The sequence below is a fragment of the Acidithiobacillus sp. IBUN Pt1247-S3 genome (assembly GCF_041146875.1).
Lineage (GTDB): Bacteria > Pseudomonadota > Gammaproteobacteria > Acidithiobacillales > Acidithiobacillaceae > Igneacidithiobacillus.
Genome location: NZ_JBFRXP010000007.1, coordinates 56,914 through 82,077, shown reverse-complemented (window position 1 = coordinate 82,077; position 25,164 = coordinate 56,914). Strand labels below are relative to the sequence as shown.

Genomic DNA, 25,164 nt, shown 5'->3' with positions numbered 1-25,164 from the left:
GGGGGCGCTTGCAGATCCTGGGGATGATGTCGGGCACCAGTGCCGACGGCATCGACGCCGCCCTCCTGCAATTTTCTGCCACGTCCGCGGGAGAATTTCGTGGTCATTGGCATTTTCCCTACCCAGCAGAACTGCAGGAGCGGCTTTTTCGCCTGCAGGAGAGTGACAAGGTCCGTCCATACTTGGAAATGGACCGAGAGATTGGGCGTTTGCACGGCCAATTTGCACAGCAGATTCTCGCCTCTGGCGTAGTTTTTGACCTTGTCGCCCTGCATGGCCAAACTGTCGCCCATCAACCCGATGGACCGGATGGATATACCTGGCAGATCGGCTCTGCTTATGCAGTTGCCCAGGCCACCGGGCGCAGCGTCGCCCATGACTTCCGCCGTGCTGACGTGGTTGCTGGTGGGCAGGGAGCGCCTTTGGTGCCGCCGTTTCATGCCGCTTGGCTCGCTACATGCGAGCCGCTATTGGTACTGAATCTTGGCGGCATGGCCAATCTGACCTGGGTGCCGGAGCAGGGTAGCCGGGAACCCGTGCGTGCCTTCGATACCGGGCCGGGTAATGTCCTGATTGATGCCGCTGTGCAGCTTCTGAGTGAGGGAAACAAGCGCTATGATGCCAACGGCGACTGGGCGACTCAGGGACAAATACAAGAAAGCGCCGTGCAGGAATGGCTGGCCATGGACTACTTTCGCCGCACCCCACCGAAAAGCACCGGACGAGAGCTCTTCAACGCCCGCTGGGTCGCAACGCAATGGTCTGCCTGGCGGCATGGGGAAGCGGATTTTCTCGCCAGCCTCACGGCCCTGACCGCCGCCAGCATCGCCCAGGCCGCACAGCGCTGGCTACCCACAGCGGCGCGTATGCTGGTCTTTGGCGGTGGCGCTCACAACCATGCCCTGCTCACGGGTCTGCAGGCGGCTTTGCCAGATCTTGCCGTGGACATTGGCGAACAGACCAGCAAGATTCCCAGTGCAGCCATGGAGCCCCTGGCCTTTGCCTGGCTGGGAGGACAATGTCTGCTCGGCCGCAGCGTCGACTTGCAGGGCGTTACCGGTCAACGCGAGGGTGTGGTGCTCGGCAGCCTGTATCCGGGAAAAAATTGGTCTACGCTTCTCAATCTGCGCGAGCAAATATGCTGAAGCCGAGCGGCGGCGCCATCGTTTGTGGCATCATCGGCAACCCGGTGCAGCACAGTTTGTCGCCGTGGATGCAGCAAGAATTTGCCAGGCAAACGGGCGTGGACTTTCTCTATGCCCCCTTCCCGGTGCGCGCAGAAGAATTGTCCAACGCCATTCGCGGCCTGCAGGCGCTGGGAGTCCGCGGCATCAATGTCACCATCCCGCACAAGGAAGCAGTTTTGCAATTAGTTGACGAGCTCTCGCCGCGCGCTAGCGCCATCGGTGCGGTCAACACGCTACTCTTTGACGATGGGCGCATCTTCGGTGAAAACACCGACGTGACTGGCTTTGCCCGCGCCCTGCGCCGGCACGCCGGTGCCGTTAATGGCCCAAGCCTCGTGATTGGTGCTGGTGGCGCGGCGCGTGCCGTGCTCCACGCCCTCGCCAGCGAAGACGCTACGCCCATCTACTTGGCCAACCGCACCCTGGCACGTGCCGAGGCCCTGGCCGCGGACTTTCCCACCCTACCCATCCGCCCAATAGTGCTTTCCCGCTCGGCAATCACGCCGCTCCTCGGCGATCTCCAACTGTTAGTGAATACCAGCAGCCGCGGCCTACAGGGCGAAAATTACCCAGAAATCCATCTGGATGCTTTACCCCAATCGAGCATAGTTTGTGATATCGTCTATAAACCCTTACAGACCCCCTTGCTGGCGGCGGCCCAGGCCAGCGGTCTGCGCTGCGTAGACGGCTTGGGCATGCTCGTGGAGCAAGGGGCAGAGAGTTTTCGTATCTGGACCGGCCAGTTGCCGGATGCCGGAGCCGTGGAGGAATTGTTGCGCAAATGGCTGCCAACCCCGAAACTGCGACACTAACGCCCCTATTGCGTGGCATTGTGGGGGCCGGGCTTGTTGACGAAAACTCCCTACGAGCCTTGCTAAACGACCCCGCACGTGGAAAGCAACCTTTGCTCCCATTTCTCGTCGGGAAGAAGGCATTTTCGGCAGCGGATCTGGTGCAGTATCTATCAGAACGCTATAAAATGCCGATGCTCGATCTGGATGCGGTGCAACTTGACGAAACCATCATTCGCCGCATTGATCGTGCGCTTCTCGAACGACATCAGGTTCTCCCGATTTCGCTGCATCGCGATGCACTCTATTTGGCCATGGCAGATCCAACCGATGTCAAGGCCACAGAGGATATCCGCTTCAACGCTGGCGGTTTGCAGATCAACCCCATCCTTGTCGAAGCAGACAAGCTTGGCAAAGCCGTTGCGGAATACGCTGGCGGATTCAAAAATCAACTCGAAGACTTTTTCGTTACCGGTGACGAACAAGAAGATCAAGAGGAATTTGACCTAGGTGGCGAGGCCCGGGGTGAAGACGCACCCGTCGTTCGTTTTGTGCAGCAACTCTTACTTGATGCCATTCAAAAAGGGGTATCGGATATTCATATTGAGCCGTATGAACGAGACATTCGTGTGCGTTACCGCCTTGACGGCGTGCTGCAAGACATGCTTCACCCGCCCATTGCTTTGCGTGATGGGATTACCTCGCGTCTGAAGATTTTGTGTCGCCTCGATATTTCTGAGCGGCGCTTGCCCCAGGATGGACGGCTACGGGTACGGATTCCACCTGCGAGAATCATTGATTTTCGGGTATCTTTTCTGCCGACCAACTTTGGCGAAACCATCGTGCTGCGCCTTCTTGATCCAGCCAGCTCGAAAGTGCCCATCGAGGCCTTGGGTTTCTTGCCAGAACAATTGCGAGCCTTTGACGATGCCATCCACAGGCCCTACGGGATGATTTTGGTTACCGGCCCTACTGGCTCTGGAAAAACCACGACATTGTATACCGCACTCAACATCCTCAACACTGGTGATGTAAACATCAGCACGGCGGAGGACCCCGTAGAAATTCCGGTCTATGGAATCAATCAAGTCAACATCAACGAACGCATTGGCCTCAACTTTGCCTCGGCCCTGCGCTCTTTCCTGCGCCAGGATCCCGACGTCATCATGGTCGGCGAGGTCCGTGATCTGGAAACCGCAGAGACTGCGGTGAAGGCTGCTCAGACCGGACACTTGGTGTTGGCGACTCTGCACACTAACGATGCCCCGCAAAGCCTTACGCGCCTGGAAAATATGGGTATACCGACCTACAATATTGCCGGTGGCGTGCATCTAGTGATGGCACAACGTTTGGTGCGGAAACTATGCGTCGCCTGTAAGAAGCCGGAGAAGATTCCGGATGCCGCACTACTGGAGGCGGGCTTTACGGCAGAAGATCTCCCTGGCTGGAATCCCATGGGTCCCGTCGGCTGCGATCAGTGTAATGGTGGTTATCGCGGCCGCATGGGCCTATATCAGGTCATGCCCGTCAGTGATGCCATGCGCGAAGTAATTCTTCGTGGTGGTACGGCGATGGATCTGTCCCGACAGGCAGCGGCGGAAGGTATTCTCAACATGCGCCAATCCGGCCTACTGCGGGTGAAAGAGGGCATAACCAGTCTTGAAGAAGTCCTTCGCGTCACCAATCGCTAACGGAGCAATGCAGACTGGTCCTGTTCATCGACTCCAGATGGAGGCTTGGAGCATTGCAATTTCGCGTCTCCTCGTCAGCGTCGTTCTCGTCCTGATCAGTACGCTATCGACCAACACTCTGATTCTAGAGTCTTCCGGTCTCGCTCCTGCCGTTCGCGACACCAGTACTGTCGCTCTGATTTGGAGCCTAGGCATATTATTTACTTTACAATTGTGGCCGAACTTCTGGCAGGACGCGAGTAAACTTTTCACCAGCATCATCGACATCGCTCTGGTTCTCACACTCTTCACCCTAACCGGCGGATTATCGGGTACGCTCGCCGTACTGCCATTGCTATTACTCATTGCCAATGCCTACCAGCTACGTGGCAGAGCGGCGCTAGCTATCGTGTGGATTCTCATCCTGCTTATCCTGTTGATTAGTGGTCTGCAAGATATTGAATGGTTGTCCAGTCGCACCTTGATTTATATTGTTGCCTTGCTCACGGTCGCGTTTCTCGCTGACAATCTCGTACGGAGTCGAGAGCGTAACGCCATCTGGAGCGCCGCCAGAGAACAAGAAATTATCGATTTAAACACCCTAAATCGCGAAATCATTCAGCAGACTGATGCCGGCCTTTTAGTCCTTGATCGTCAACACCGCGTGTTGTTCAGCAACCCCATTGCACGCGCAATGATAGATTTTCAAAATGATGTTGGATTGCCAGAAGCGCTTGATCTTTTGCGCCCAGAACTCGCGGACTTTCTTTATACCCAAGGCTCAAGGAGCGAGAAAGAACTGCAACTTTCGGCACCGGATGGGATCGGAAAAAAGCGAAGTTTTTGGGTGCAAAGCGTGGCTCTTCCTAATACGCCATACAATCTTATAACCTTACGCGACGCCACGATACTACGGGAACGGCAGCGCGAGGTGCAGATGGCTGCACTCGGGCGCCTCGCCGCGAACATCGCGCACGAGATTCGCAATCCACTGAGCGCCATTCGCCATGCGGCACAACTGTTGGGTGAGCGTACGCTAAATGATAGTGAAAAACGTCTACTGAACATCATTGATCGCGAGTCGCAGCGACTGAATCGCATTGTCGATTCCGTTCTGGAAATGGCTCGCCCCCGAGCGGCCCATCCGGAACCAATTTCTCTGGCCGCTTGGTTACCTGTGGTCTTAAATCAACTCCGTGAAGACCCTGGATTAAAAGACCTACAAATAGCGCTTGACGCTCCCAATAGTCTCCCACTTGCAAGCTGTGATCCCGAGCAACTACAGCAGGTTTTCGCAAACTTGCTATTGAATGCAGCACGTTATGGACGTGCTGAGGATGGTACTCTACAAGTGGATATTGCTGTGCGATTTTTGGCCGATAGGGGGGAGCTGGAAATACGCGTGCGAGACCATGGTCCGGGTATCCCACAAGAAAATATGGAACGTATTTTTGAACCCTTTTTTACTACGGAATCCCTGGGCACGGGTCTTGGCTTACCTCTCGTACGCGAACTGCTACGCGCCAATCAAGCAGATATCGAAATACGGAATCATCGCGGCGGCGGGGCGGAGTTTATTTTCAAGCTTTCTGAATGGCATCTGGGTACGCCATTATGAACGAAAAAACCGGCGCGTGGGCCTTGGTATTGGATGATGAGCAAACCATCACGGAGTTGCTCGACATCACCCTCTCTGAGATGGGCTTCCATGTGCTTTGCACGCACAGCTTGCGTGAGGCGCAAGGTGCCTTGAACAACCATTCCTTCCATCTCTGTCTAACGGATTTACGTCTACCCGACGGCAGCGGCCTGGAGCTCGTGCGTCATATTCATCGCCACGTCCCGCAACTACCCGTCGCAGTCATTACCGCCTATTCCTCAACTGAGGGGGCGGTCGAGGCCATGCAGGCCGGTGCCTTTGATTTCATGACCAAGCCGATTGAACTTCCGCGCCTGCGCCGGTTGGTAGAGCAAGCAAAAGCCCTTGCTACACTCGAATCTGAGGGCGTAGGCCATGGCATCGAGCGTTTGGTCGGTAACAGCCCTGGAATGCGCGACTTACGCCAGCAGATTCATCTTCTGGCACGCAGTAACGCTCCGGTGTTCTTGTCCGGTGAATCTGGCACCGGCAAGGAGCTCAGCGCACGCGCCATACACGACGCCGGACCGCGCCGCGACAAGCCCTTTGTAGCCGTGAATTGTGCTGCCATCCCCGAGGGCTTGTTGGAAAGCGAACTCTTTGGCAGCGAGAAAGGGGCGTTTACTGGTGCCAGTCAGAAGCGTCAAGGCCTGTTCCTCGCTGCCGATGGTGGCACCTTGTTTCTCGACGAGATTGGTGACGTCCCCATGGCGATGCAGGTAAAACTCCTACGCGCCCTGCAGGAACGGCGCATCCGCCCGATCGGCGCCAGCGCCGAGATTCCCATCGACATCCGCTTGATCACCGCCACCCATCGTAATCTACAAGAGCTGATCAGCGCTGGCGAATTTCGCGCCGATCTTTACTACCGCATTCATGTCGTCCCTCTACAAATTCCACCCCTACGCCAACGGAGTGGCGACGTCCCCCTATTGGCCGGAGCGCTGTTGCACAAAATCGCCCAACGCCAGGGCAAAGCAACACCAAAATTGCAGCCAACCGCCCTCAACTGGCTAACGCAGCAACCCTTTCCTGGCAACGTGCGCGAATTGGAAAACCTTCTCGAACGCGCCTTCGCCCTGCATATCGGACCGGAGATCATGCTCCATGACCTCCGGCCGGAGGAATTCCCGGATGCGCAAGCAGCACCCGCTACGGCAGTGGGTCTTTCGCCTCTGGCGCAACGGCTCCGGGACGCAGAACAACGTTTCCTCCTCAGTCAACTCACTGCCGCGCAGAACCATGCGGAGGCCTGTGCGCAGAATTTAGGCATCAGCCAACGCTCATTGTCCATGCGTATGCAACTCGGCAAAAAAGGGACCGTTTATGCCAACGACACTTGAGCCCCTGGCATGGACGCTCCTGGCAGTCATCGGCCTCTTGGTCGGCAGTTTTTTAAACGTTGTGATTCATCGCCTACCGCGACACGAATCCATCGTCTTCCCTGGGTCGCATTGTCCACTGTGTGGGCACGAGTTACGTCCCTGGGATAACATTCCCGTGCTGAGCTGGCTCAGCCTGCGGGGACGATGTCGCTACTGCCAAGGGGCCATTTCCGGACGCTATCCCCTAGTGGAGATCGTTGCTGCTTTATTGGCCATACTGGCCGCCTGGGTCATTGGTTGGCATGGACAACTCCTGCCTGCGCTGATTCTGCTCTGGGCCCTGCTTGCCCTCACTCTCATCGACCTCGAGACCTATCTCCTCCCCGACCGTATTACTAAGTCCGGTATGGTTCTCGGCTTGCTAATCAACGCCAGCGCCTTTCTCACACAAGACTTTGCGCTGACTCGCCCGCTTGATGCCCTCCTGGGATTGGTGCTTGGCTACGGCCTGCTGCGCGGCTTGGCAGAAATCTATTTGCGCCTTAGCGGGCGTGAGGGCATGGGGCACGGCGATTTCAAGCTGCTCGGCATGATCGGCGCCTGGCTCGGTTGGCAAGACATGTTTCTTGCCCTGTTTCTCGCGGCATTGAGCGGTGGGCTGGTAGCCATTGTCTTTCTCGCCAGTGGTAAAGGCCGCGACTACGCCATTCCCTTTGGTCCCTACTTGGCCTTGGGTGCAGCGACCATGCTCCTCTGGCCACAAGTGGTGATCGAGCAATTCCTGCATTTGGCCGCCCCGTAATGAGTCTACGCATCGGGCTGACCGGCGGCATTGCCTGCGGCAAGAGTCTTGCTGCGGATGTTCTCGCAGCGCAAGGCGCGAAGATCCTTGATGCTGATCTCTTCGCCCGGGACCTGGTACGACCCGGCCATGCCAATCTGGAACGAATCGCTCAGCATTTTGGTTCCGCGATTTTGCAGGCAGACGGTAGCTTGGATCGCGCTCGACTACGCCAGCAAATTTTCTCCGACCCCAGCGCCAAACGCTGGCTGGAAGAACTGCTCCATCCGCAAATTCGCCAGTGCTTTCTGATGGAAAGCGATGTGATTGCCGCACAAGAACCCACAGCGATCATTCTTTGGGTATTGCCTTTGCTCGTTGAAAGCCGGTATCAAAAATTGCTTGACGGTGTATTATTGATTGATTGTCCCAATTGGCTACAAGTCGAGCGCTTGGCCCAACGCGGCTGGGACCGGAAAACGGCAAAGGCCGCTATCGAGCAACAGATACATCCAGAAGAGCGCCGGAGTATCGCCACATGGATCATCGCCAATAGGCAAAAACCTGCCGACTTGCAGCGCCGCCTTCTCTACTGGTGGCAAACCCTGTGCTCATAAGGTTAGGTTTTTGCTTCCTACCAAGGCTTGTGGCACTCTCGGGTAGGAATTGGAAAGAATGTAGCGATGGCCCTATACGAATCTGCGTTGCAAGAGAGGACGAGATCCCTGCTGCGCCTCGAAGGTATATTTCATTGTCTGGATCGAAATTTTTCCGAGCCAGAGGCCTTGCGTGCCGTTCTGCGTACTTTTCTGGAACTTTTTGATTTTTGCCAACGCCCAGAGTTACGCATTGATTTGCTCCTGGAGTTGGACCGCCTCATCCAAACGCTGCATGCATGGAAAGAATCGGAACTGGTAAATCACTCGGCTCTTGGCCGTTGGGAAAATCGCCTACGTGAGCAGCAACAGGCCTTACGCGACAGCCACCAGGGCTTTGCCGAACCCTTACGGCACCAAGAGCTACTGCAGCTGGCGCGCGGGCGCCAATCCGTTGCTGGCGGGCTGACCGGTGCTGATCTGCCATTGCTGGCCTTTTGGGAGCAACAAGAGCCAGCCTTTCGTGTCGCCCAATTTCAGCACTGGCGGGCTGATTTTACCCTGCTGGAAAGCAGCGCCGCACTCATTCTCCGTTTTTTGCGGGAATCCCTCGATTGGAGTACGCAGACCGCCGAACATGGACGCTTTGGTACCCCGCTCAACCCCCGGCACTCCTTATCTTTATTGCAGGTTGAAACGCAAGACGCACACCTCTATCCCAAAATTAGTGGCGGCATTCATCGCTTGCACATCCAGTTTCTCGAGTGGATAGACCCCGGACCAAGCCGCGCGCTAGAATCCAGCATCGAATTTCGTCTGGCGCTCAGCGCCTGTTGAACCGGCCAAAAGGATCACCAGCCATGCAGATTGGTACCACCCTCAGTCAATTCATCATCGAAGAAACTCGCCTCTACCCAGAGGCCTCCGGCGACTTCGCCGCCCTGCTCAACGACCTGATGGTCGCCTGTAAGTTCATTGGCTCGCAGGTGTATCGCGGCGCCTTGGTAGGTGCCCTCGGCAGCGCGGAAACCGGCAACGTACAGGGAGAGGTGCAGAAAAAACTCGACGTCATTGCTAACGACGCCATCCTCAAATCCATGGACTGGACCGGGCATCTGGCGGGCATGGTTTCTGAAGAAGAGGATGGCCCCTACAACATTCCCGCGGGCATCCCGCGCGGCAAGTATCTCTTGCTCTTCGATCCGTTGGACGGCTCCAGCAATATCGATGTGGGGATCAGCGTCGGCACCATCTTCAGCATCCTCAAGGCACCGGTAGCGGGTGAGAATGCCCAACTGGAAGATTTTTTGCAGCCCGGTGCAGAACAGGTGTGTGCCGGCTATGCCCTCTACGGCTCCAGCAACATGCTGGTCTATAGCACCGGCTATGGCGTCAATGGCTTCACCCTGCTGCCAGAGGTGGGAGAGTATGTGCTTACTCACCCGCAGATGCAGATTCCTGAAAATACCAGCGAATATGCCATCAACATGAGCAATCATCGGCATTGGGAAGCACCGGTGCGGCGCTACATCGACGAATTGAACGCTGGCAAGGAAGGTCCGCGCGAGCGCGATTTCAATATGCGCTGGGTCGGTTCCATGGTTGCCGACGTACATCGCATCCTCTGCCGTGGCGGCGTCTTTCTCTACCCCTTCGACACCCGTGACCCGAAGAAACCAGGCAAGCTGCGCCTGCTCTATGAGGCCAACCCCATGGGCTTTTTGATTGAACAGGCCGGTGGCGCAGCCAGTACCGGGCGGGAACGAATTCTGGATATCAAACCCACCGGGCTACATCAGCGCGTGCCGGTGATCCTCGGTGCGAAAAATGAGGTGGAGCGGGTGGTCGCCTATCACCGCCAATAGCACCGGATGTTTCGTGTGCATGGGGAATGGATAGCGCGCCCGTGGCAGATTGGGGCTGGCACTGCCTAGCTAGCCGACGCCAACCCGACCGCCTCAATTTCTACCAAGAGGTCCCTTCGGCAAATATCCGCCTGCAGAAAGAGAGCCTTGGCTGGCCCAGCAATGACGCGTTCCATTTCCTCTAGCACCGTAGGTAAGTCCGAGCTGAACCGCAAGTACACCTTGAATTCCAGGTCTTGCAATGTCCACACAGCCCCATGCCGGAGACGCGTCTCGTCTAATAGTATCTGAATATTGTGAAGGGTCTCGCGCGTCTGCGCGCGACAATCCCCCTGATGCACGGTCTGATGGCCAACGATGCTTGCGGTTCCCGATATAAACAGCGTTGCACCGAAGATATCCACTAAACTCGCGCGAGAAAAAGTGGGTGCGCGCGGCCCATAGTCTGCGGGATAGCGGTAGGCACTGATCTGACGCGGGTTCTCGATAGTAATCGCTGCATGTCGCGAACTTAAGGCAAACAATTCGAGAGTAGAGCCATTTGCTCCCAGGGCACTAGCCGCTGGCACGCTCTCACCCGCTACCGACCGCCCACTTCCGACAAAGGCCTGCTGCCGACCAATGTTGAATTGCCGGTAGCGCTCCAGTCCTGCGGAATCATCATTAATTTCGCCGATATAATTCCAGACTCGCAACAAATGATGATTCTGGGAATTTATAGCAGCGAATAGTGCTCGATAGGCCGCATCGGTCATATCCTCCAAGGCGGCCTCGCCCGTGTCTCCTCGCTCCCAGGTCAAAAACGCTACCGTGCCATCATCGCGCCAGTGGACATCCCCCGCCCGGCCTTCGTGGATCGGCAGAGAGGATCGCCATATCTCACAAATACCATCCGGCGCATTGAGGGGTAGTGCAGAAATCTTGGCCACTGGAATGCCGAGTTGATGCAGATCTGCATCCGCCTCGCCCACACCATACTGCACGATACCGAGAGTCCGTGCGAGTTGCTCCGGAGACTGGCGAAACAGGGCCGCGGGCATGGCTCTGAGAAGCTGCAAAGCTTCAGGCATATCTTTTTCTTCCTCGCGCCCCATACGCTGGGTCCGTCGTCATCTCGTTTCCCCGTCACTGGATCACGCGCACGAGTATGCCACGCCCGAACTGCGGGCGCAGCCGCTAGGCCCCGCCCAGGTCTAGCGTTCGATCATGGAAACGGCTACCCTAAGAACCATGATTTCCTATCGCATCACTGTTACTAGCGTTGTACTGGCAGCGCTGACTATAGCGTGCGCTGCATGCGCCCAGCGCGTTGCACCTGCTCGCGGCACGGAAGGCCAAGCGCCCGCCGCCCAATATGCTTCACCCGCGCAGGTGACTAGGGAGAGCCCTTCCGCAAATGCTGGCAGCGTTTCTCAACAATTTAGTCGGGGCGCCGACCATGTGAGCAAAGGTGCTACACAAATTGGTCAGGGGATTGCCAATGGTGCGGAAATGACTTGGGATGCCATGAAAGCCGGGGCAAATGCATTCTCCAAGAAAATCACGGGAGATTCGTCTGGCGGCTAGACGTTATCATGGTGCGAAGCGTTTTTTATATCGGAGGCCCTGGATTTTGGATTTATTGCAAGTCGATTGCAAAATCAGCAAGTGCAATGGCGGGTAGATATGAGTAGCAGTTTATTGACTACCGAGGAATCTGCCCTTGCTAGCCTTATTATTGAAACCCTGAATCTGGATACCCCTGCGGATCAAGTCGATCCCGAGGCCCCGCTCTATGGAGAAGGATTAGGGTTGGACTCCATCGACATGTTGGAAATCGCATTAGTAGTGTCGCAGCGCTACGGCGTAAAATTGCAAGCAGACAATGAGAACAATGTGCAGATTTTTAGTTCTCTACGCAATTTAAACCAATTCATTCAAGAGCATCGGGGCGCCTAAATGGGGACGGCGTCATCCGGGCGCCGACAGGTCTTGGCCTTGCTCGCGATTATCCTTGTTCCCGTTGGCATACAATTCGCTATTGTTGCAACCGCCTCCATACCTTTAGCCTTGCGCTGGAGTCCCTGGGTGCTCGCAAAATTTGCCCTGGTGTCCGCAACGGCGATCATGCAATGGACAATTTACATGGGTCTACTGATCACGTTTGGACTTACGTTACGCAAAGGACACGAACCGCTCATTACGGGCATGGTACGGCGCATGCACGGGGATTTGGATTTGGCGTTAATCCAGTACACACGTAAGGTAACCGTAGCCTGGACGCTGTTCTTTGCTGCGCAAATTATTGTGTCCATCTCGCTACTTTGTTTTGCGCCGTTGGTCGTCTGGTCTTTCTATGCCAACATCCTAGATCTTCCCTTGGTACTGGCCATGTTTACCATAGAATACGTCGTTCGCCAGCGCTGTTTGGAGAACCCACCACGCCATTCCTTGGCAGCGATTCTGGCAATGATTGCGGAGCCGGTGCAAAAAGAGACGCCGGCTTCCTCAACAACAGAATCTTTATGACGACAGTATGTTGACGCAGGGCGGTGCAGCAAAAGTACACCTTTTCGCGCACTACGCCGATGACGACATCATTGCTAGGCGGGGAGCGCAAACCTGGTCCATGAGTCAATTCCGGCACGATGTGACAGCGTTGGCGCAATGTTTGCCAGAACACTCGCACGTCATCAATGCCTGCAGTGACCGCTATCGCTTTCTCGTGAGCTTTGCTGCTGCCCTTGCACGGCGGCAGATTAGTGTCATGCCAGCGTCCCTCGCACCCGCGACGTTACGCGCGGTAAGTCAGGCTTATACAGACATGTACGCCATTACGGATAGGGGCGATTTACCGATTCCTCACTTACCCTACCCGGCACATCTAGATGCTTCCGGCCCTCTCCTCGACCTACACATCCCCGGCCAGCAAATCGCATCCATTCAATTCACTTCCGGGTCTACGGGAGATCCCAAGCCGATTCCCAAGACCTGGTCGACCCTCGTACATAGTGCGCGCGCAGCAGGGGAACGTCTTGCCATCAGTTCCTTACGCGGAGGCAACATCGTTAGCACCGTTCCGCACCAACATAGCTATGGCTTGGAGTCCAACATCTTGTTGGCATTACAGCATGGTTTGGCCGTCGAAGCAGGCTCGCCCCTATATCCGGCCGACGTTCGCGCGGTCCTCTTCAGCACGCCACGCCCACGCATTTTGGTAACGACGCCCGTGCATCTACGCGCCCTGATAGCAGAACGGGGCGGCATGCCAGCAATAGATTTATTGCTATCGGCAACTGCGGCATTGCCAACGTCTCTGGCGATCGCCGCAGAAAGGTGTTTTCTGGCCCCCCTCATGGAAATTTATGGTTGCACAGAGGCCGGCCAAATTGCAGCGCGGCGTACCGCCCAGGAAACCGATTGGCATCTCTTTGAGGGGATAACGGTCTTCCAAAACAACACCGGGAACTGGGCGAAAGGTCCTGCCGTCGAAGGCATTGCCCCCTTGCAGGACGCCATAGACTTCACCGCTCCACAACATTTTCGTCTGGGCGAGCGGGCACAAGACATGGTCAATGTCGCAGGAAAACGTAGCTCCCTGCCATATTTAAATACGCAACTGCTGAGCATCCCGGGAGTGGAAGATGGGGTCTTCCTGATCGATGAGGTCCCGATCGGGATGGTGCAACGGCTCATGGCCGTGGTAGTGGCCCCCACATTGACTATTGAAGCAGTACGCCAAGGATTGCGCGAACGCTTGGATCCCGCGTTCATCCCGCGCAAACTGGCGCTGGTGGACACTCTACCCAGAAATGCGACGGGCAAACTTGTCCGCGGTGACTTACTGGCGTTACTGGGGAGATCTTCATGAATAGCTGGGAATGCAGAAAAATCATAGTGGATGCTGACCATCCGAGCGTTGCCGGGCATTTTCCGGGCAATCCCATCGTCCCCGGCGCTCTCTTGCTTGATCACGCCCTAAGCGCATTAGCTTTGCGCTGCCCCTGCCTCATTCGTAATGTGAAATTCTTGCGAATTGTGCGCCCCGGCACGGCGCTAGAACTGCGTTGGCAATCGCTGGATGGCGGAAAAATCCGCTTTTCTTGTCATTCCGCTGGGGACGTCGTAATGACCGGCCTCCTGGAAAGCGAATGAGCGACGAGGTGCAAAGCCAGGAATGGGCTAACCGGCGCGAGCTTGGCGCACTCCCTCTGATTAAGGCCTATGTCTGGGTCGCGCTGCGCGTGGGCCGTCCCCTGATGCGCCTATTCTTATACCCTATTTGTTTGTATTTCATGCTCTTCGCTGCCGACGCCAAAAAGGCTTCGCGTTCCTATTTGACACGGATCTGGGGGCGCCCAGCACGAAATGGAGAAGTTTTTCGACACTTTCTCACCTTTGCCGCCTGTCTATTAGACCGCGTTTTCCTTTTAAATGAACAGAAACGCTGGTTTACAATCACCGTGCATAATGAACAGCTGGCGCAAGAGATTGAGGCTACCGGCAGGGGTTGCATGTTGTTTGGTGCACATTTTGGCAGTTTTGAGGTTGCGCGGGCGGTCGGCCGCCAGCGAGCAGAGCTGCCCATCAGTTTGCTGATGTACGAGGAAAACGCCCAGAAAATTCGCGACGTGCTGGCTGCCATCAATCCGCAACTGGCTGCAGAGGTCATCGGCCTGGGGCGCCTAGATTCGCTCATTACCGTGGCGGATCGCTTGCAACGTGGACATTTCATCGGTGTGTTAGCAGATCGTAATGTCGATGGCCGCGATTTGGTTCGTTATCCATTTTTAGGGGAAGAAGCAGCCTTTCCCAAAGGCCCCTTTCGCGTGGCAATGTTATTGCAACGCCCCGTCGTAATGATGGTCAGCGTGTACCGAGGTGGCGGGCGTTATGAGGTATACTTTGAGCCATTGGCCCCTGCGATGGAACAACGCCCCGCAGACATGGAGGCCTGGATAGATGAGGTCATGCGTCGTTATGTTGGTATCCTGGAATTCTACTGCCTTGATGCGCCGTTCAATTGGTTCAACTTTTATGATTTCTGGCGTTGAAAAGCGCCTTGGAATCTTGGGGCTCCTACTGCTCGCTCCCTGGCAAGCTTGGGCACAAACCGCGCCTTGGGATCTGCAAACGCTTTTGCAACAAATGGCCGAGGTACAATCAGTCTCAGCGAGCTTTACCCAAACCCAAACCTCGCCGTTACTATCCAAGCCACTGGCCAGTAGCGGTGTGTTGAGCTACAAAGCCCCGGCCTACCTGTGCAAAGTGACGCTGGCGCCGATACACGAAACCTTTATCCTCGATCATCAACAGATTACCGTTAGCGGTGGTCCCCATGATCAGACGCGGGTATTCAATGTTTCTGACGCCCCACAAATCAATGGCCTGGTAGGCGGGGTTCAGGCGGTTCTCTCGGGTAATGCTGGCACACTCAAGCAACTATACATCGCGAAGTTCGATGGGCCGCGCAGCGCCTGGGAGCTCAAACTCGTACCCCGTTCTGAAAGTGTCAAAAAGCTGGTGCAAAGCATGACTATTTACGGCAACGGGCGGCACATGACACAAATGAAAACCGTGAGCCCCGATGGCAGCGTAACGGATATGCAGATTTCGGAGACGATCACACTTGCGCACTAACCGCTGGACACTGCTTCTCTGGGTGCTCCTGCTGCTCATTGGCCTCGTCGTAGACGCTAGCAGCGACTACCGCACCAAGATGAGTAATTTTCTGCCCCACTCAGCGCCACTGGCACAGCGAGTGCTGGAGCGGCAGGTCAATGGCGGAGCGGCCTCACATCTTTTGTTATTGTCTATCCACGGGGCGCCGACGCCTGTGTTGGCAACCCTCAGTCAGGATTTGGCGCAAACCCTGCGCAAAAATCATCATTTTGTCGATGTAATGAACGGGGATACCCAATCGACCGCGCCTCTACAACAATTTGTATGGAAGAATCGATACCTTCTGAGTCCAAATGTGACCCCGTCGCAATTTACCGTAGCGGCGTTGCATAGTGCCTTGCAACATGATGTGGGATTGTTGGCGACCAACTTAGGTCCGGTACTGTCGCAGAGCCTCCCTGCTGATCCTACGAATGCAGTGATGGGAGTCATGACGAATCTGCGTGTGCCTGGAACCGGTCCAGCAGTGCAACACGGCGTTTGGACATCCGCAAATGGTGATGCGGCAATACTGTTGGTACATACCAATGCATCTGGCTTTGATTTGGATGCACAACAGCGGGATATTCACTTCATTCAGACCAACTTCGACAAAATTCGTAGCAAAACCGTTGGGGCGCAAAGCACGGAGATCGGCCTGACGGGCCCCGGGGTCTTTGGTGTGCAGACACGTGACATCATCGAACACGATGTCACTCTGCTATCCACGCTAGCGATACTCGGGGTGGTTTTATTGCTGCTCTATGCATATCGGTCACCACGCATGCTCTTGCTAGGGTTACTCCCCATCATCAGCGGCGCCATCATTGCCATTGCCGTAGTCTCCCTTCACTTTGGTTTTGTGCTGGGCATCACCCTGGGATTTGGCATTACCCTGATTGGTGAGGCGCTAGACTATGCCACCTATCTGTTCACCCAAACGAGCCGCCGAGAAGACGCAAACGACACGCTGAAACGAATTTGGCCGACCTTACGCCTTGGGGCGCTCACCTCTATCGTCGGCTTTTCCGCCATGTTGGCTTCCAATTTTGCGGGTTTCGCACAACTGGGGTTATTTTCTATTGTTGGCCTAGTGACCTCCGTGCTGGTCACGCGCTATGTGCTCCCGCCCTTGGTACCACATCAGTTTTATGCCGTAGGAGCGGGGAACATTGCCCGACCCATGGGTTGGTTGATCCGTCATCGCCGACCGGCTCGTGTCGTCTTTTTACTCGCTGTCGCAGCGGCCGTGTCGATTCTATTAATGCACCGGGGCCCCACCTGGGACAAAAATCTGATGAATCTGAGTCCTATTCCACCGACCGCCCAAGCCCTAAATGTAAAGCTGAGTAAAGAATTAGGGATACCGAATGAACAGTATTTTGCGGTCTTTTCGACAGATAGTGCACAACAGGCGTTACAGGAAAGTGAACACCTAGGGTCTCTCATGAAAAGATTAAAGACCCGAGGCCAAATATCTGCTTTCGATCTGCCGAGCAATGTACTCCCGAGCAATGCGACGCAAAAGGCGCGCCAGTCTGCGTTACCAACAACTACCGTGCTCCAGTCTCGTTTGCATCAGGCACTGGTCGGTCTACCGTTTCGCTCCGGGGTGTTTGCTCCTTTTCTCAAGGACGTGGCGGCGGCTCGTGCTGCACCGCTCTTGACGCCGGCCGATTTACCCCCGGCCCTAGCGCTGCGTTTTGACTCGATGTTGCTACGCTATGAATCGCATTGGGTGGTTATCGCGCCCCTCATGGGGGTATCGACCCCTGCACTCGTCAAACAAACCCTGTCTGCCCACAAGATTGATTTGGTCGATCTCCAGCAGCAAAGTAATGTGCTCCTAGCGACGTTCCAGCACGAGGCAGTAATGCTCGCCGTCGTCGGTAGCACGGCGATTCTAATACTATTGTGGATAGGCCTGCGCTCTATACGGCGCACCATCAAAGTCGCGGTGCCACTCGCAATGGCCGTGGTCTTGACGGCTGCGGTGATGACATTTGATGACGCTCCATTAAATATTTTCATTGTGATGGGCTTTGTTCTCACGGTCGCTACTGGATCGAACTACTGTTTATTTTTTGAGCGTGCCGTGCCAGGCGATCCGCTCTGGGAGCGCGCCATCCCAGCCATTGTCTTGGCCAATTTATGCACCGTCGGCGCTTATGGCCTCATGGGCTTCTCCGACATTCCCGTACTCCACGATATTGGCATGACGGTTGCCCTTGGCACATTTCTGAGTCTGATTGGTGGTGCCGTCATGAGCTTGCCAAGGGCGTCGGTGCAGGCATGAAAGCCCCTATTGCCGGGCGCTTGGAGTATCCATCGCCGCAGTCAGATGCGCATCGCATTCTGTTGATCATGCTGCCTGGTGCCGGAATGCGGGCCAACGAGTTCGCTGCCCACGAGATGATTTCGGCGCTGCAATGTCAGGCCGCCGCAGTAGATATAGTGGTATTGGAATTGGATATAGGCTTATATTTGGAGGAGAATAGAGTAGCCGATGTACTCCATGAACAAGCCATCTTGCCCGCTCTAACACAAGGCTATCAACGCATTTGGCTATTGGGAATATCTTTGGGCGGCATGGGAGCGTTGCTATATGCAAGTGTCTACTCTACCTATATCGAAGGACTGTTTTTATTAGCGCCGTTTCTGGGGACACGGGGGACTATGGCTGCATTAGCGAATGCCGGAGGATTTGATTTCGCACTACGCGATGTAACTATGACAACTGCCGAGCAATCTGTACTGGAATGGATAGCAAGTTACCTGGCGAAAGAGAAAGGCGCCAATCTCAAGCTGTATCTGGGGTACGCACGTCAAGACCGATTTTCTTCTGGCCAAAAGCTATTGGCTGGATGTTTACCCGCAGAGGATGTCAGTGTGCAGAATGGTGACCATGACTGGCCCACCTGGAAAACGCTTTGGTATGATCTGTTGTCCCGTTCGCCCTTTCTGAAAACTGCGGATGATGCGTAAGATAGACTCCAAGACAAAGCCTACTCACCTCTCCGACCGGCATCCAGATCAGGAGAATTACGCGGATTTTTTTCCTTATTATGCGGAGTTCTCTGCTCTCTCGGAGTTTCGCAAAAAGCCTGGTTGCGGTATTGAACTGAATAGCGGCATTGGTGGCGGACACTCCGTCTTATACCTCAACGGTGTCCGAGTAGATCGCTCTGCAGGAAGCTATCCCGTGCTTCGTGTTTGTGCAGCGCATGAGTTTCCCGCTCAATCTGGCGCGGGCATTAGCGTCAATGAACATTATCGTAATGCCAACTGGATTGCCGTCGAGGGTCGCGATTTTTTCATGCGTGGGGCACTGGCTGAAGGCGAACCTTTGACCCGCGACGGTTACCTGCGCACGCAGGAACAGGCACAAAACTTAGGCCTGTATGATGCCATAGAATTTCAGCCAAAATTTTTTAAAGACAAACCAAAAGGAATGTCAGAGCGGGAGTTTAAGTACGAGCTATCCATAGCCACTGACTATGGAATCAGACTGGGGCGCGATGCTTATTGTGCACGCGTTCCTTTAAACGCAGCCCGTATGCACGCGATAGTAGAATATCTGAATAGCCTTAATCATCGTTATCGCGAAGGTGGTGAAGAATATACGTGGAGCTTATTCAATAACAATTGCGTGCATGTAAATCGTAACACATTGGCCCAAGCTGGAGTTTTACCGGCTTGGCCCACAGGACAATGGGCAGTGCGTGCAGCGTTCAAATTTCCGGTGCCAAAAAATACCTTGGTGGACTTGATCGTGAGCAGCAACGATTTGCCAATTATTGATCCTGCGGCACTTTTTTCCGACTTGTTCACGCGGGATACCTTGCTGCGTTGGGGCACACTGCCAACTGGTCCAGGCGCTTTAACACGCATAGAACCCGTAATAATAAACAACGATATTTATGACGTCTCACGCAATCTAAAACTTATTTTTTATGATAACCCATTTTGGGGAAAATATCCTAGAAATTTCAGAAGAATTTTAAAAAGCTCTCGATATTTTCAATTACGAGAGAATTTGCGCCATTTTCTATCTCTTTACGAACAGATACCAGATACCAACAAACATCTCGATGAAATATTCTGGGATCACTATGTAGCACATATTGCGCAAAGCAAAAAAGCGATTTCGCACATTCTGCAAAATTTTCAGGAAACCGCATGAAAAAGCTCGTTTTTTCAGCATTCTCCGTTGTTTCCGCCATCGGTAACGGTCAGCAGGAAACCCTCAGCAACCTGCAAGCAGGGCACAGCGGGCTCGCGCCAAGCAAATTCGCTTCGCTGCCCATCGCGGCGTATACGGGGGAGGTGGATAGGCTGGCAGACACAGTTCTACCTGCTCAGTGGTCAGAATACGATTGCCGTAATCATCGCCTCGCCATGCAGGCGCTATTACAGGACGGACTATTGGATGCAATCGAAGCTGCCAAAACGCGTTACACACCCTCGCGTATTGGTTTGTTTTTGGGAACCAGCACATCAGGAATTCTGGAAACCGAGCAGGCGTATCGCCAGCGAGATCCCAACACTGGCTTTCTACCCACAACCTTGCATTACCCGAATACACACAATACCTATGCGCTGGGTCGCTTCGTGCGCGAAGTTCTTAAATTGCAGGGTCCATCTTATGTCATTTCTACTGCCTGTGCGGCGACTTCCAAAACATTTGCCAGTGCCGCGCGCATGATCGACGCCGGGATCTGTGATGCCGCCTTGGTCGGTGGGGTAGATACCCTTTGTGGCACCACTATGTTCGGCTTCCATGCCCTGGGAGTCATTGCCGAAGGCCCCTGTCGTCCTTTCGATGCTGAGCGGAATGGAATTTCCATCGGCGAGGGCGCAGGCTTTGTCCTGCTCGAACGATTACATGACGGACATCATGAACACAGCATTCAACTACTCGGTGTGGGTGAAAGCTCTGACGCCTATCACATGTCATCACCGCACCCTCAGGGCGAAGGAGCACGTGCAGCCATGCAGAACGCACTGCTAGCTGCAGGGTTAGAGGCCGAGGAAATTGATTACATTAACCTTCATGGAACGGCAACGGTCATCGGCGATGCGGCGGAGGACAAGGCGGTATCTGGTTTGTTTGGCAGCACCGTACCCTGTAGTTCCAGCAAAGGGTTTACCGGTCACACCCTGGGTGCATCAGGTGTTTTGGGTGCAATTTTCGGGGCGCTCGCGCTGCAGGCGCAATTCATTCCTGGCAGCCCGCACACGCGCACCGTCGACCCTGGATGTCTTATCAATTATCAATGTGTTGGCAAACACGCGCCCGTGCGGCACGTTCTCTGCAACACCTTCGGATTCGGTGGCGTCAATTGTAGCGTCATACTCGGTACGGTGGGGAAGTGAGACTCTTTCTAGAAGGCGTTGGCCTACTAGCCCCTGGTCTTGGTAGCTGGGAGGGTAGCCGTAACGTGCTAGCGGGAGTGCTCCCCTATCAACCCTCTCCCACTCCATTGCCAGTAGCGGCCCTCCTGCCCAGTAATGAGCGCCGTCGAGCACCGGAGATCGTACGGGTGGCGCTCGCTGTTGGCTTGGAGGCGCTCGTTGCCAGTCGCCAAGAAGCCGTCCAGCTACCCACCGTTTTTGCCTCTTCCGGCGCCGAGGGGAATACCATCCATAAAATCATGTGCGCCCTTGCCAGCCCCCAACCGGCGCTCTCCCCAACTCACTTTCACAACTCCGTGCACAATGTGTGCGCCGGCTACTGGAGTATTGCTACAGGATCGCGCGCGGCTACGACCAGTCTATGTGCACATGATGGCAGCTTTGCAGCCGGGTTGCTCGAAGCGGCTGCGCAAGTTCAGACCGGTGGCGCAGCCCTGCTCATTGCCTATGATATGCCCTATCCCGCACCCTTGGGTGATATTCGTCCCATCGGTTCGCCCTTTTTCGGTGTAGCCTTCGTCTTGGCGCCTGCGCCATCACCAGCGAGCATGGCCTGCCTCCATATCGCGGCTGGCGTTGCTGAAAACCCGACGATCATCAGCAATCCGACCTTGGAGACGCTGCGGCGGCATACACCAGCGGCGAGATGCCTACCGCTACTTTGCGCCTTGGCAGAAGGGAAATCAGAAACGGTAGTTCTGGAGTATTTGCCTGGATACTCTTTGCCTGTGGTGATTTCCTTTAGCGATGCGACCACAGAAGAATAGACGATGAACAGGGTAACGCGAGACCGAATTTTACAACTCATTCCTCACGCCGGGCGCATGTGTCTTTTGGATGAGGTGCAGGATTGGGGCCCCGATACATTGTCTGCTGTTTCGCGACGCTACCAACAAGCGGATAACCCGCTACGTCGGGGCGACGCCACCCTTGGTACTGCAAGCCTGATAGAAATCGCAGCGCAAGCAATGGCACTGCATGGCGCCCTTACTGCCCTCACAGGCGACGGCCCGGTACCGGGCTATTTGGTCAGCTTACGTGACGTCCATATTGTTACATCCGTTCTGACGGACGATATCAGACCTTTGCAGATTGAAATACGTCGTCACGAAGGTAGCGAGGCCAGTGCTCGCTATTCCTTTATCGTTAGCACCGCCACAAGATCCTGGCTCCGTGGCTTGGCGGTAGTAATATTTGGAGATCTCCCTTGAGACATGCTTTGGTAACTGGCGGCAGCGGTAGCATTGGCGCGGCCATTGCCAACACCCTCGCACTGGCAGGAAATCATGTCTATGTTCACGCTCATTCCCATCCGGAGCGGGCACAAGCCGTGGTCGACGGGATTCAGGACGCCGGTGGCTCTGCGGAAACGATATCCTTTGATATCACTAATGCAGAATCAACACAGATGGCGCTCAACAAGCTTTTGCAGACAGCCCCCATACAGATCTTAGTGAACAATGCAGGCATTCATGATGATGCACCACTGGCAGGCATGCGAGCGGAACAATGGAGGCAGGTGATAGATGTCTCCCTGCATGGTTTTTTCCACACCACCCAGCCACTGCTCCTACCCATGATTCGTACACGCTGGGGAAGAATCATCAATATATCTTCTGTTACAGGGGTTATGGGGAATCGAGGACAAACCAATTATGCCGCAGCAAAAGCGGGCTTGCAGGGAGCGACACGGAGCTTGGCGCTAGAAGTTGCCAGTCGCGGCATCACGGTGAATACGGTAGCGCCGGGGGTCATTGCCACAACAGCAACCAACAAACTATTTTCCCAAGAAGTGCTGCAGCGTCTGGTACCCATGAAACGGGCCGGAACACCGCAGGAGGTAGCAGATGTGGTCGCTTTTCTGGCCTCGGAGCAGGCAAGCTATGTTTCCGGTCAACTTATCCAGGTAAATGGCGCTATGGCGTAACGAAACACCAACCTTTTCACTGCAAAGATTTCGTTACCAATAAACGCAAGTGCATAGCTGCGAGGCGTAAATTATCGCGCAGGTAGTGAAAGTGAGATATTCCCCCTTCCTCCGCGCTGAAATAGTAGACCGCCACTATCCGATGGCGCAGGGGAACACCACGCCAGCACAAGTGCACTAAGGATTCCGTATCAAAATCATAACCGCGCATATAAGGACTCGCCTCCATTACGGCGAGCAGTTCCTGCACGGGAACTACTCGAAAACCGAACAGGACATCGCCAATTGGCAACCCCGTTTCCCAGCGCGCCAATAAATTCGATATTTTCCGTCCCCAAACCCGTATTTTTGGGGCCGAACCATCAAAATGCGGAATACCAAGAATCATAGTGCCCGGATGCTGCTCCGCATCAGCCATGAACGACGGGATTTCTGTAACCGGGTGTTGCCCATCCGCATCCATGATCAAAACATCATGAAAACCATATTGTTGTGCCAGACGCAGACCATCCAATATCGCGGCCCCTTTGCCACCATTTTCAGGACGCCGAATGACGCGCAAACCATTCGCGTCCAGAGCCAGGAGGGTCTTATCACTGTCGTCGTTGCTGCCATCAATGACCACCCAAATCGCAGGCCAGTACCGCAAAGCAGTAACGACGGTATCATAGAGTTTGGGGCCGGTGTTGTAGCTAGGAATCAGGACCAGCTGCATCCGTTCCACAAAAGGGCTCACGCAACAGAAGAGGGCGACTTGCGAGCACCTCTCAAGAAACGGGAAAATTTGGTGGCATAGTACATGGCGCGAAAAAGATAGAGGCGTAGGCTCACTTGCCAGCCTTCGGATATACCTCCCGCCAGTAAAGACAAGACTGCCTCCTCCATCCGCCAGGTATTCCGAGGCGACATAAAAAGATTGCGCATGGCCGGTTGACGGATACGATAAATGAACCAAGTAAACGCCCCAACCGCGTGGCGAATGGATACATCATAGCGCTTTAGTGCCTTCTTGCTGCGTTCCGGATAGCGAAGGCAGGTGTCCACGGCCTCTGCCGCAGAAAAACCGCCACGCATCGCCAAATAGACGCCCGTAGAAAACACCGGATCAATGAAAGAACTGGCATCACCAACCATGAGAAAGTTAGGGCCACTGGTAACAGAAGACTTGTAGGAGTAATTCCCGGTAGCGGTCACCTTGCCGACCATCGTCGCATCTTGCAAACGCTCGGCGATCTCTGGCGACATGTCGATAATGCTATAGAAAAAGCTCGTTAGGTCCGTCTTCCGAGTCTTTAAAAATTCCGGGGAACAAACGGCACCAACACTAGTAGTGTCCCCAGCCAACGGAATGAACCAGAACCATCCCTCATCAAACCACACGATGGTAATGTGCCCCTCTGCTTTGCCAAGCAAGCGTCGTGCCCCGGTAAAGTGCGCGAATATCGCCGCACTCTTGTTGCGCTGATTTTGTTCTTTGGCACCAAGTTTTGCGGCAAGCAGCGTATCACGCCCCGTGGCATCGACGATGAATTTCGCGGTCCAGTGGCGCTGATGGCCATCGGCATCTTCCGAGACCACTGCCGGAGATGCACCAGAATTAAGCTCAACAGACTTCACCTCGCAGTCTTCATAGACCTGTGCCCCGCTTTGGGCGGCATTTTGCAGCAGGATGTGGTCAAAAGACGATCTCTGGACCTGAAAGGCATAGGGCAAGCGTCGCCCCCAAGCCTTGGCGAATTCATATTGCACTTTTTTGCCGTGAAAAGGGGAAACAAATTCGATTCCATACTTGGTCATAGAAGAGGTTTCTACCTGCTCTCGCACCCCCAACTGATCGAGAAGCGGCAGATTTTGCGGCAGCAATGACTCCCCAATGTGAAAACGCGGGTGTCGGTCCTTCTCAAACAGCGTCACCCGCCAACCCTTCTTCGCTAGCAAAGCCGCCACCGTAGACCCAGCGGGACCACCACCAATAACCAAGACATCAGTATCAACAGCCAACGTACCTTCCTGCCCATTCATCCGCATGTTCTCCAGAATCGTCATCCCCTGGACGCATCCCAATGGTATCGGAAACCAGTCACTAAAGCCACTGCCATTGCGCTAACATTCTGATTATAATAAAAGACTTTTTAGGGGGCTATTATTTCTGGAGAATCGAAGAGTTATCATTGTCATATGGCCCGCAGCGCACTCCGTCTTTGATGACCAACACCTGCGCCGAACACTAACCATTACTGCCATCCAAGGTATCTCGCGAATGGATCTTGGAAAGCGGGGATGCCATCACGTTGTCAGGAAAGCTATTTTATTGGTATTTGCACGAAC

Annotated in this window: 26 protein-coding genes; 23 read left to right on the top strand and 3 right to left on the bottom strand. The window is 54.8% G+C overall.

Annotated elements, in window-relative coordinates; genetic code table 11:
* Nucleotides 1-8: 8 nt before the first annotated feature.
* The 9 genes from AB4090_RS06750 (at nucleotide 9) to AB4090_RS06710 (ending at nucleotide 9,854) form a co-directional block, all read left to right on the top strand.
* Complete coding sequence (locus tag AB4090_RS06750) at nucleotides 9-1,145, top strand: anhydro-N-acetylmuramic acid kinase (RefSeq protein ID WP_369573106.1); 1,137 nt, start codon at nucleotides 9-11, stop codon at nucleotides 1,143-1,145.
* The gene (aroE, locus tag AB4090_RS06745; RefSeq protein WP_369573105.1) at nucleotides 1,139-1,999 is read left to right on the top strand and encodes a shikimate dehydrogenase; all 861 of its coding nucleotides are present in this window, start codon (nucleotides 1,139-1,141) and stop codon (nucleotides 1,997-1,999) included. The genes AB4090_RS06750 and aroE overlap by 7 nt, the downstream gene beginning before the upstream one ends.
* Nucleotides 1,969-3,669, top strand: coding sequence for a type IV-A pilus assembly ATPase PilB (gene pilB / locus AB4090_RS06740; protein ID WP_369573104.1), 1,701 nt, complete (start codon nucleotides 1,969-1,971; stop codon nucleotides 3,667-3,669). Before aroE ends, pilB begins: the two co-directional genes overlap by 31 nt.
* Nucleotides 3,670-3,676: 7 nt before the next feature.
* Nucleotides 3,677-5,266, top strand: a complete 1,590-nt coding sequence (locus AB4090_RS06735; protein ID WP_369573103.1) for a nitrogen regulation protein NR(II) — start codon at nucleotides 3,677-3,679, stop codon at nucleotides 5,264-5,266.
* Nucleotides 5,263-6,630: a sigma-54-dependent transcriptional regulator gene (locus tag AB4090_RS06730; RefSeq protein ID WP_369573102.1), complete on the top strand. Its 1,368-nt coding sequence runs from the start codon at nucleotides 5,263-5,265 to the stop codon at nucleotides 6,628-6,630. Before AB4090_RS06735 ends, AB4090_RS06730 begins: the two co-directional genes overlap by 4 nt.
* The gene (locus AB4090_RS06725) at nucleotides 6,614-7,414 is read left to right on the top strand and encodes an A24 family peptidase (protein WP_369573101.1); all 801 of its coding nucleotides are present in this window, start codon (nucleotides 6,614-6,616) and stop codon (nucleotides 7,412-7,414) included. The genes AB4090_RS06730 and AB4090_RS06725 overlap by 17 nt, the downstream gene beginning before the upstream one ends.
* Nucleotides 7,414-8,010 (top strand): dephospho-CoA kinase, encoded by a 597-nt coding sequence (coaE, locus tag AB4090_RS06720; protein WP_369573100.1) that lies wholly within the window; start codon nucleotides 7,414-7,416, stop codon nucleotides 8,008-8,010. Before AB4090_RS06725 ends, coaE begins: the two co-directional genes overlap by 1 nt.
* A 66-nt stretch (nucleotides 8,011-8,076) precedes the next feature.
* Nucleotides 8,077-8,826 (top strand): cell division protein ZapD, encoded by a 750-nt coding sequence (zapD, locus tag AB4090_RS06715; protein ID WP_369573099.1) that lies wholly within the window; start codon nucleotides 8,077-8,079, stop codon nucleotides 8,824-8,826.
* A 23-nt stretch (nucleotides 8,827-8,849) separates the two neighbouring features.
* The gene (locus AB4090_RS06710; protein WP_369573098.1) at nucleotides 8,850-9,854 is read left to right on the top strand and encodes a class 1 fructose-bisphosphatase; all 1,005 of its coding nucleotides are present in this window, start codon (nucleotides 8,850-8,852) and stop codon (nucleotides 9,852-9,854) included.
* Between the two features lie 65 nt (nucleotides 9,855-9,919).
* On the opposite strand, the gene AB4090_RS06705 is transcribed toward AB4090_RS06710, so the two are convergent.
* On the bottom strand, nucleotides 9,920-10,924 hold the full coding sequence (locus tag AB4090_RS06705) for a hypothetical protein (RefSeq protein ID WP_369573097.1): 1,005 nt from the start codon (nucleotides 10,922-10,924) through the stop codon (nucleotides 9,920-9,922).
* A 136-nt stretch (nucleotides 10,925-11,060) separates the two neighbouring features.
* Here AB4090_RS06705 and AB4090_RS06700 point away from each other — a divergent pair, with 136 nt between their 5' ends.
* From AB4090_RS06700 to fabG, 14 genes are all read left to right on the top strand, one after another.
* Nucleotides 11,061-11,420, top strand: coding sequence for a hypothetical protein (locus tag AB4090_RS06700; protein ID WP_369573096.1), 360 nt, complete (start codon nucleotides 11,061-11,063; stop codon nucleotides 11,418-11,420).
* Nucleotides 11,421-11,519: 99 nt separating this feature from the next.
* On the top strand, nucleotides 11,520-11,792 hold the full coding sequence (locus tag AB4090_RS06695) for a phosphopantetheine-binding protein (RefSeq protein WP_369573095.1): 273 nt from the start codon (nucleotides 11,520-11,522) through the stop codon (nucleotides 11,790-11,792).
* Nucleotides 11,793-11,903: 111 nt separating this feature from the next.
* A complete protein-coding gene (locus AB4090_RS06690; RefSeq protein WP_369573094.1) occupies nucleotides 11,904-12,362 on the top strand; it encodes a hypothetical protein in 459 nt (152 codons plus the stop codon).
* 7 nt (nucleotides 12,363-12,369) lie between these two features.
* Nucleotides 12,370-13,704 carry an AMP-binding protein gene (locus AB4090_RS06685; protein ID WP_369573093.1) on the top strand — a complete coding sequence of 445 codons (1,335 nt, stop codon included), beginning with the start codon at nucleotides 12,370-12,372 and terminating at the stop codon, nucleotides 13,702-13,704.
* The gene (locus AB4090_RS06680) at nucleotides 13,701-13,988 is read left to right on the top strand and encodes a hypothetical protein (RefSeq protein WP_369573092.1); all 288 of its coding nucleotides are present in this window, start codon (nucleotides 13,701-13,703) and stop codon (nucleotides 13,986-13,988) included. The genes AB4090_RS06685 and AB4090_RS06680 overlap by 4 nt, the downstream gene beginning before the upstream one ends.
* Nucleotides 13,985-14,887 carry an acyl-CoA synthetase gene (locus tag AB4090_RS06675; protein WP_369573091.1) on the top strand — a complete coding sequence of 301 codons (903 nt, stop codon included), beginning with the start codon at nucleotides 13,985-13,987 and terminating at the stop codon, nucleotides 14,885-14,887. Before AB4090_RS06680 ends, AB4090_RS06675 begins: the two co-directional genes overlap by 4 nt.
* Complete coding sequence (locus tag AB4090_RS06670) at nucleotides 14,871-15,473, top strand: outer membrane lipoprotein carrier protein LolA (protein ID WP_369573090.1); 603 nt, start codon at nucleotides 14,871-14,873, stop codon at nucleotides 15,471-15,473. Before AB4090_RS06675 ends, AB4090_RS06670 begins: the two co-directional genes overlap by 17 nt.
* Entirely contained in the window at nucleotides 15,463-17,790 is a 2,328-nt protein-coding gene (locus AB4090_RS06665; RefSeq protein WP_369573089.1) for an MMPL family transporter, read from the top strand. Before AB4090_RS06670 ends, AB4090_RS06665 begins: the two co-directional genes overlap by 11 nt.
* Before the next feature lie 68 nt (nucleotides 17,791-17,858).
* Nucleotides 17,859-18,479 carry a hypothetical protein gene (locus AB4090_RS06660; protein ID WP_369573088.1) on the top strand — a complete coding sequence of 207 codons (621 nt, stop codon included), beginning with the start codon at nucleotides 17,859-17,861 and terminating at the stop codon, nucleotides 18,477-18,479.
* Nucleotides 18,469-19,677, top strand: coding sequence for a hypothetical protein (locus AB4090_RS06655; RefSeq protein WP_369573087.1), 1,209 nt, complete (start codon nucleotides 18,469-18,471; stop codon nucleotides 19,675-19,677). Before AB4090_RS06660 ends, AB4090_RS06655 begins: the two co-directional genes overlap by 11 nt.
* Complete coding sequence (locus AB4090_RS06650; protein WP_369573086.1) at nucleotides 19,674-20,870, top strand: beta-ketoacyl-[acyl-carrier-protein] synthase family protein; 1,197 nt, start codon at nucleotides 19,674-19,676, stop codon at nucleotides 20,868-20,870. The genes AB4090_RS06655 and AB4090_RS06650 overlap by 4 nt, the downstream gene beginning before the upstream one ends.
* Nucleotides 20,867-21,676, top strand: a complete 810-nt coding sequence (locus AB4090_RS06645) for a beta-ketoacyl synthase chain length factor (RefSeq protein ID WP_369573085.1) — start codon at nucleotides 20,867-20,869, stop codon at nucleotides 21,674-21,676. Before AB4090_RS06650 ends, AB4090_RS06645 begins: the two co-directional genes overlap by 4 nt.
* A gap of 57 nt (nucleotides 21,677-21,733) precedes the next feature.
* Nucleotides 21,734-22,120: a hypothetical protein gene (locus AB4090_RS06640; protein WP_369573084.1), complete on the top strand. Its 387-nt coding sequence runs from the start codon at nucleotides 21,734-21,736 to the stop codon at nucleotides 22,118-22,120.
* Nucleotides 22,117-22,836 carry a 3-oxoacyl-ACP reductase FabG gene (fabG, locus tag AB4090_RS06635; protein ID WP_369573083.1) on the top strand — a complete coding sequence of 240 codons (720 nt, stop codon included), beginning with the start codon at nucleotides 22,117-22,119 and terminating at the stop codon, nucleotides 22,834-22,836. The genes AB4090_RS06640 and fabG overlap by 4 nt, the downstream gene beginning before the upstream one ends.
* Before the next feature lie 16 nt (nucleotides 22,837-22,852).
* Here fabG and AB4090_RS06630 read toward each other — a convergent pair whose 3' ends face one another.
* On the bottom strand, nucleotides 22,853-23,551 hold the full coding sequence (locus AB4090_RS06630) for a glycosyltransferase family 2 protein (protein WP_369573082.1): 699 nt from the start codon (nucleotides 23,549-23,551) through the stop codon (nucleotides 22,853-22,855).
* A 17-nt stretch (nucleotides 23,552-23,568) separates the two neighbouring features.
* On the bottom strand, nucleotides 23,569-24,858 hold the full coding sequence (locus tag AB4090_RS06625) for an NAD(P)/FAD-dependent oxidoreductase (protein WP_369573081.1): 1,290 nt from the start codon (nucleotides 24,856-24,858) through the stop codon (nucleotides 23,569-23,571).
* Nucleotides 24,859-25,164: the final 306 nt, after the last annotated feature.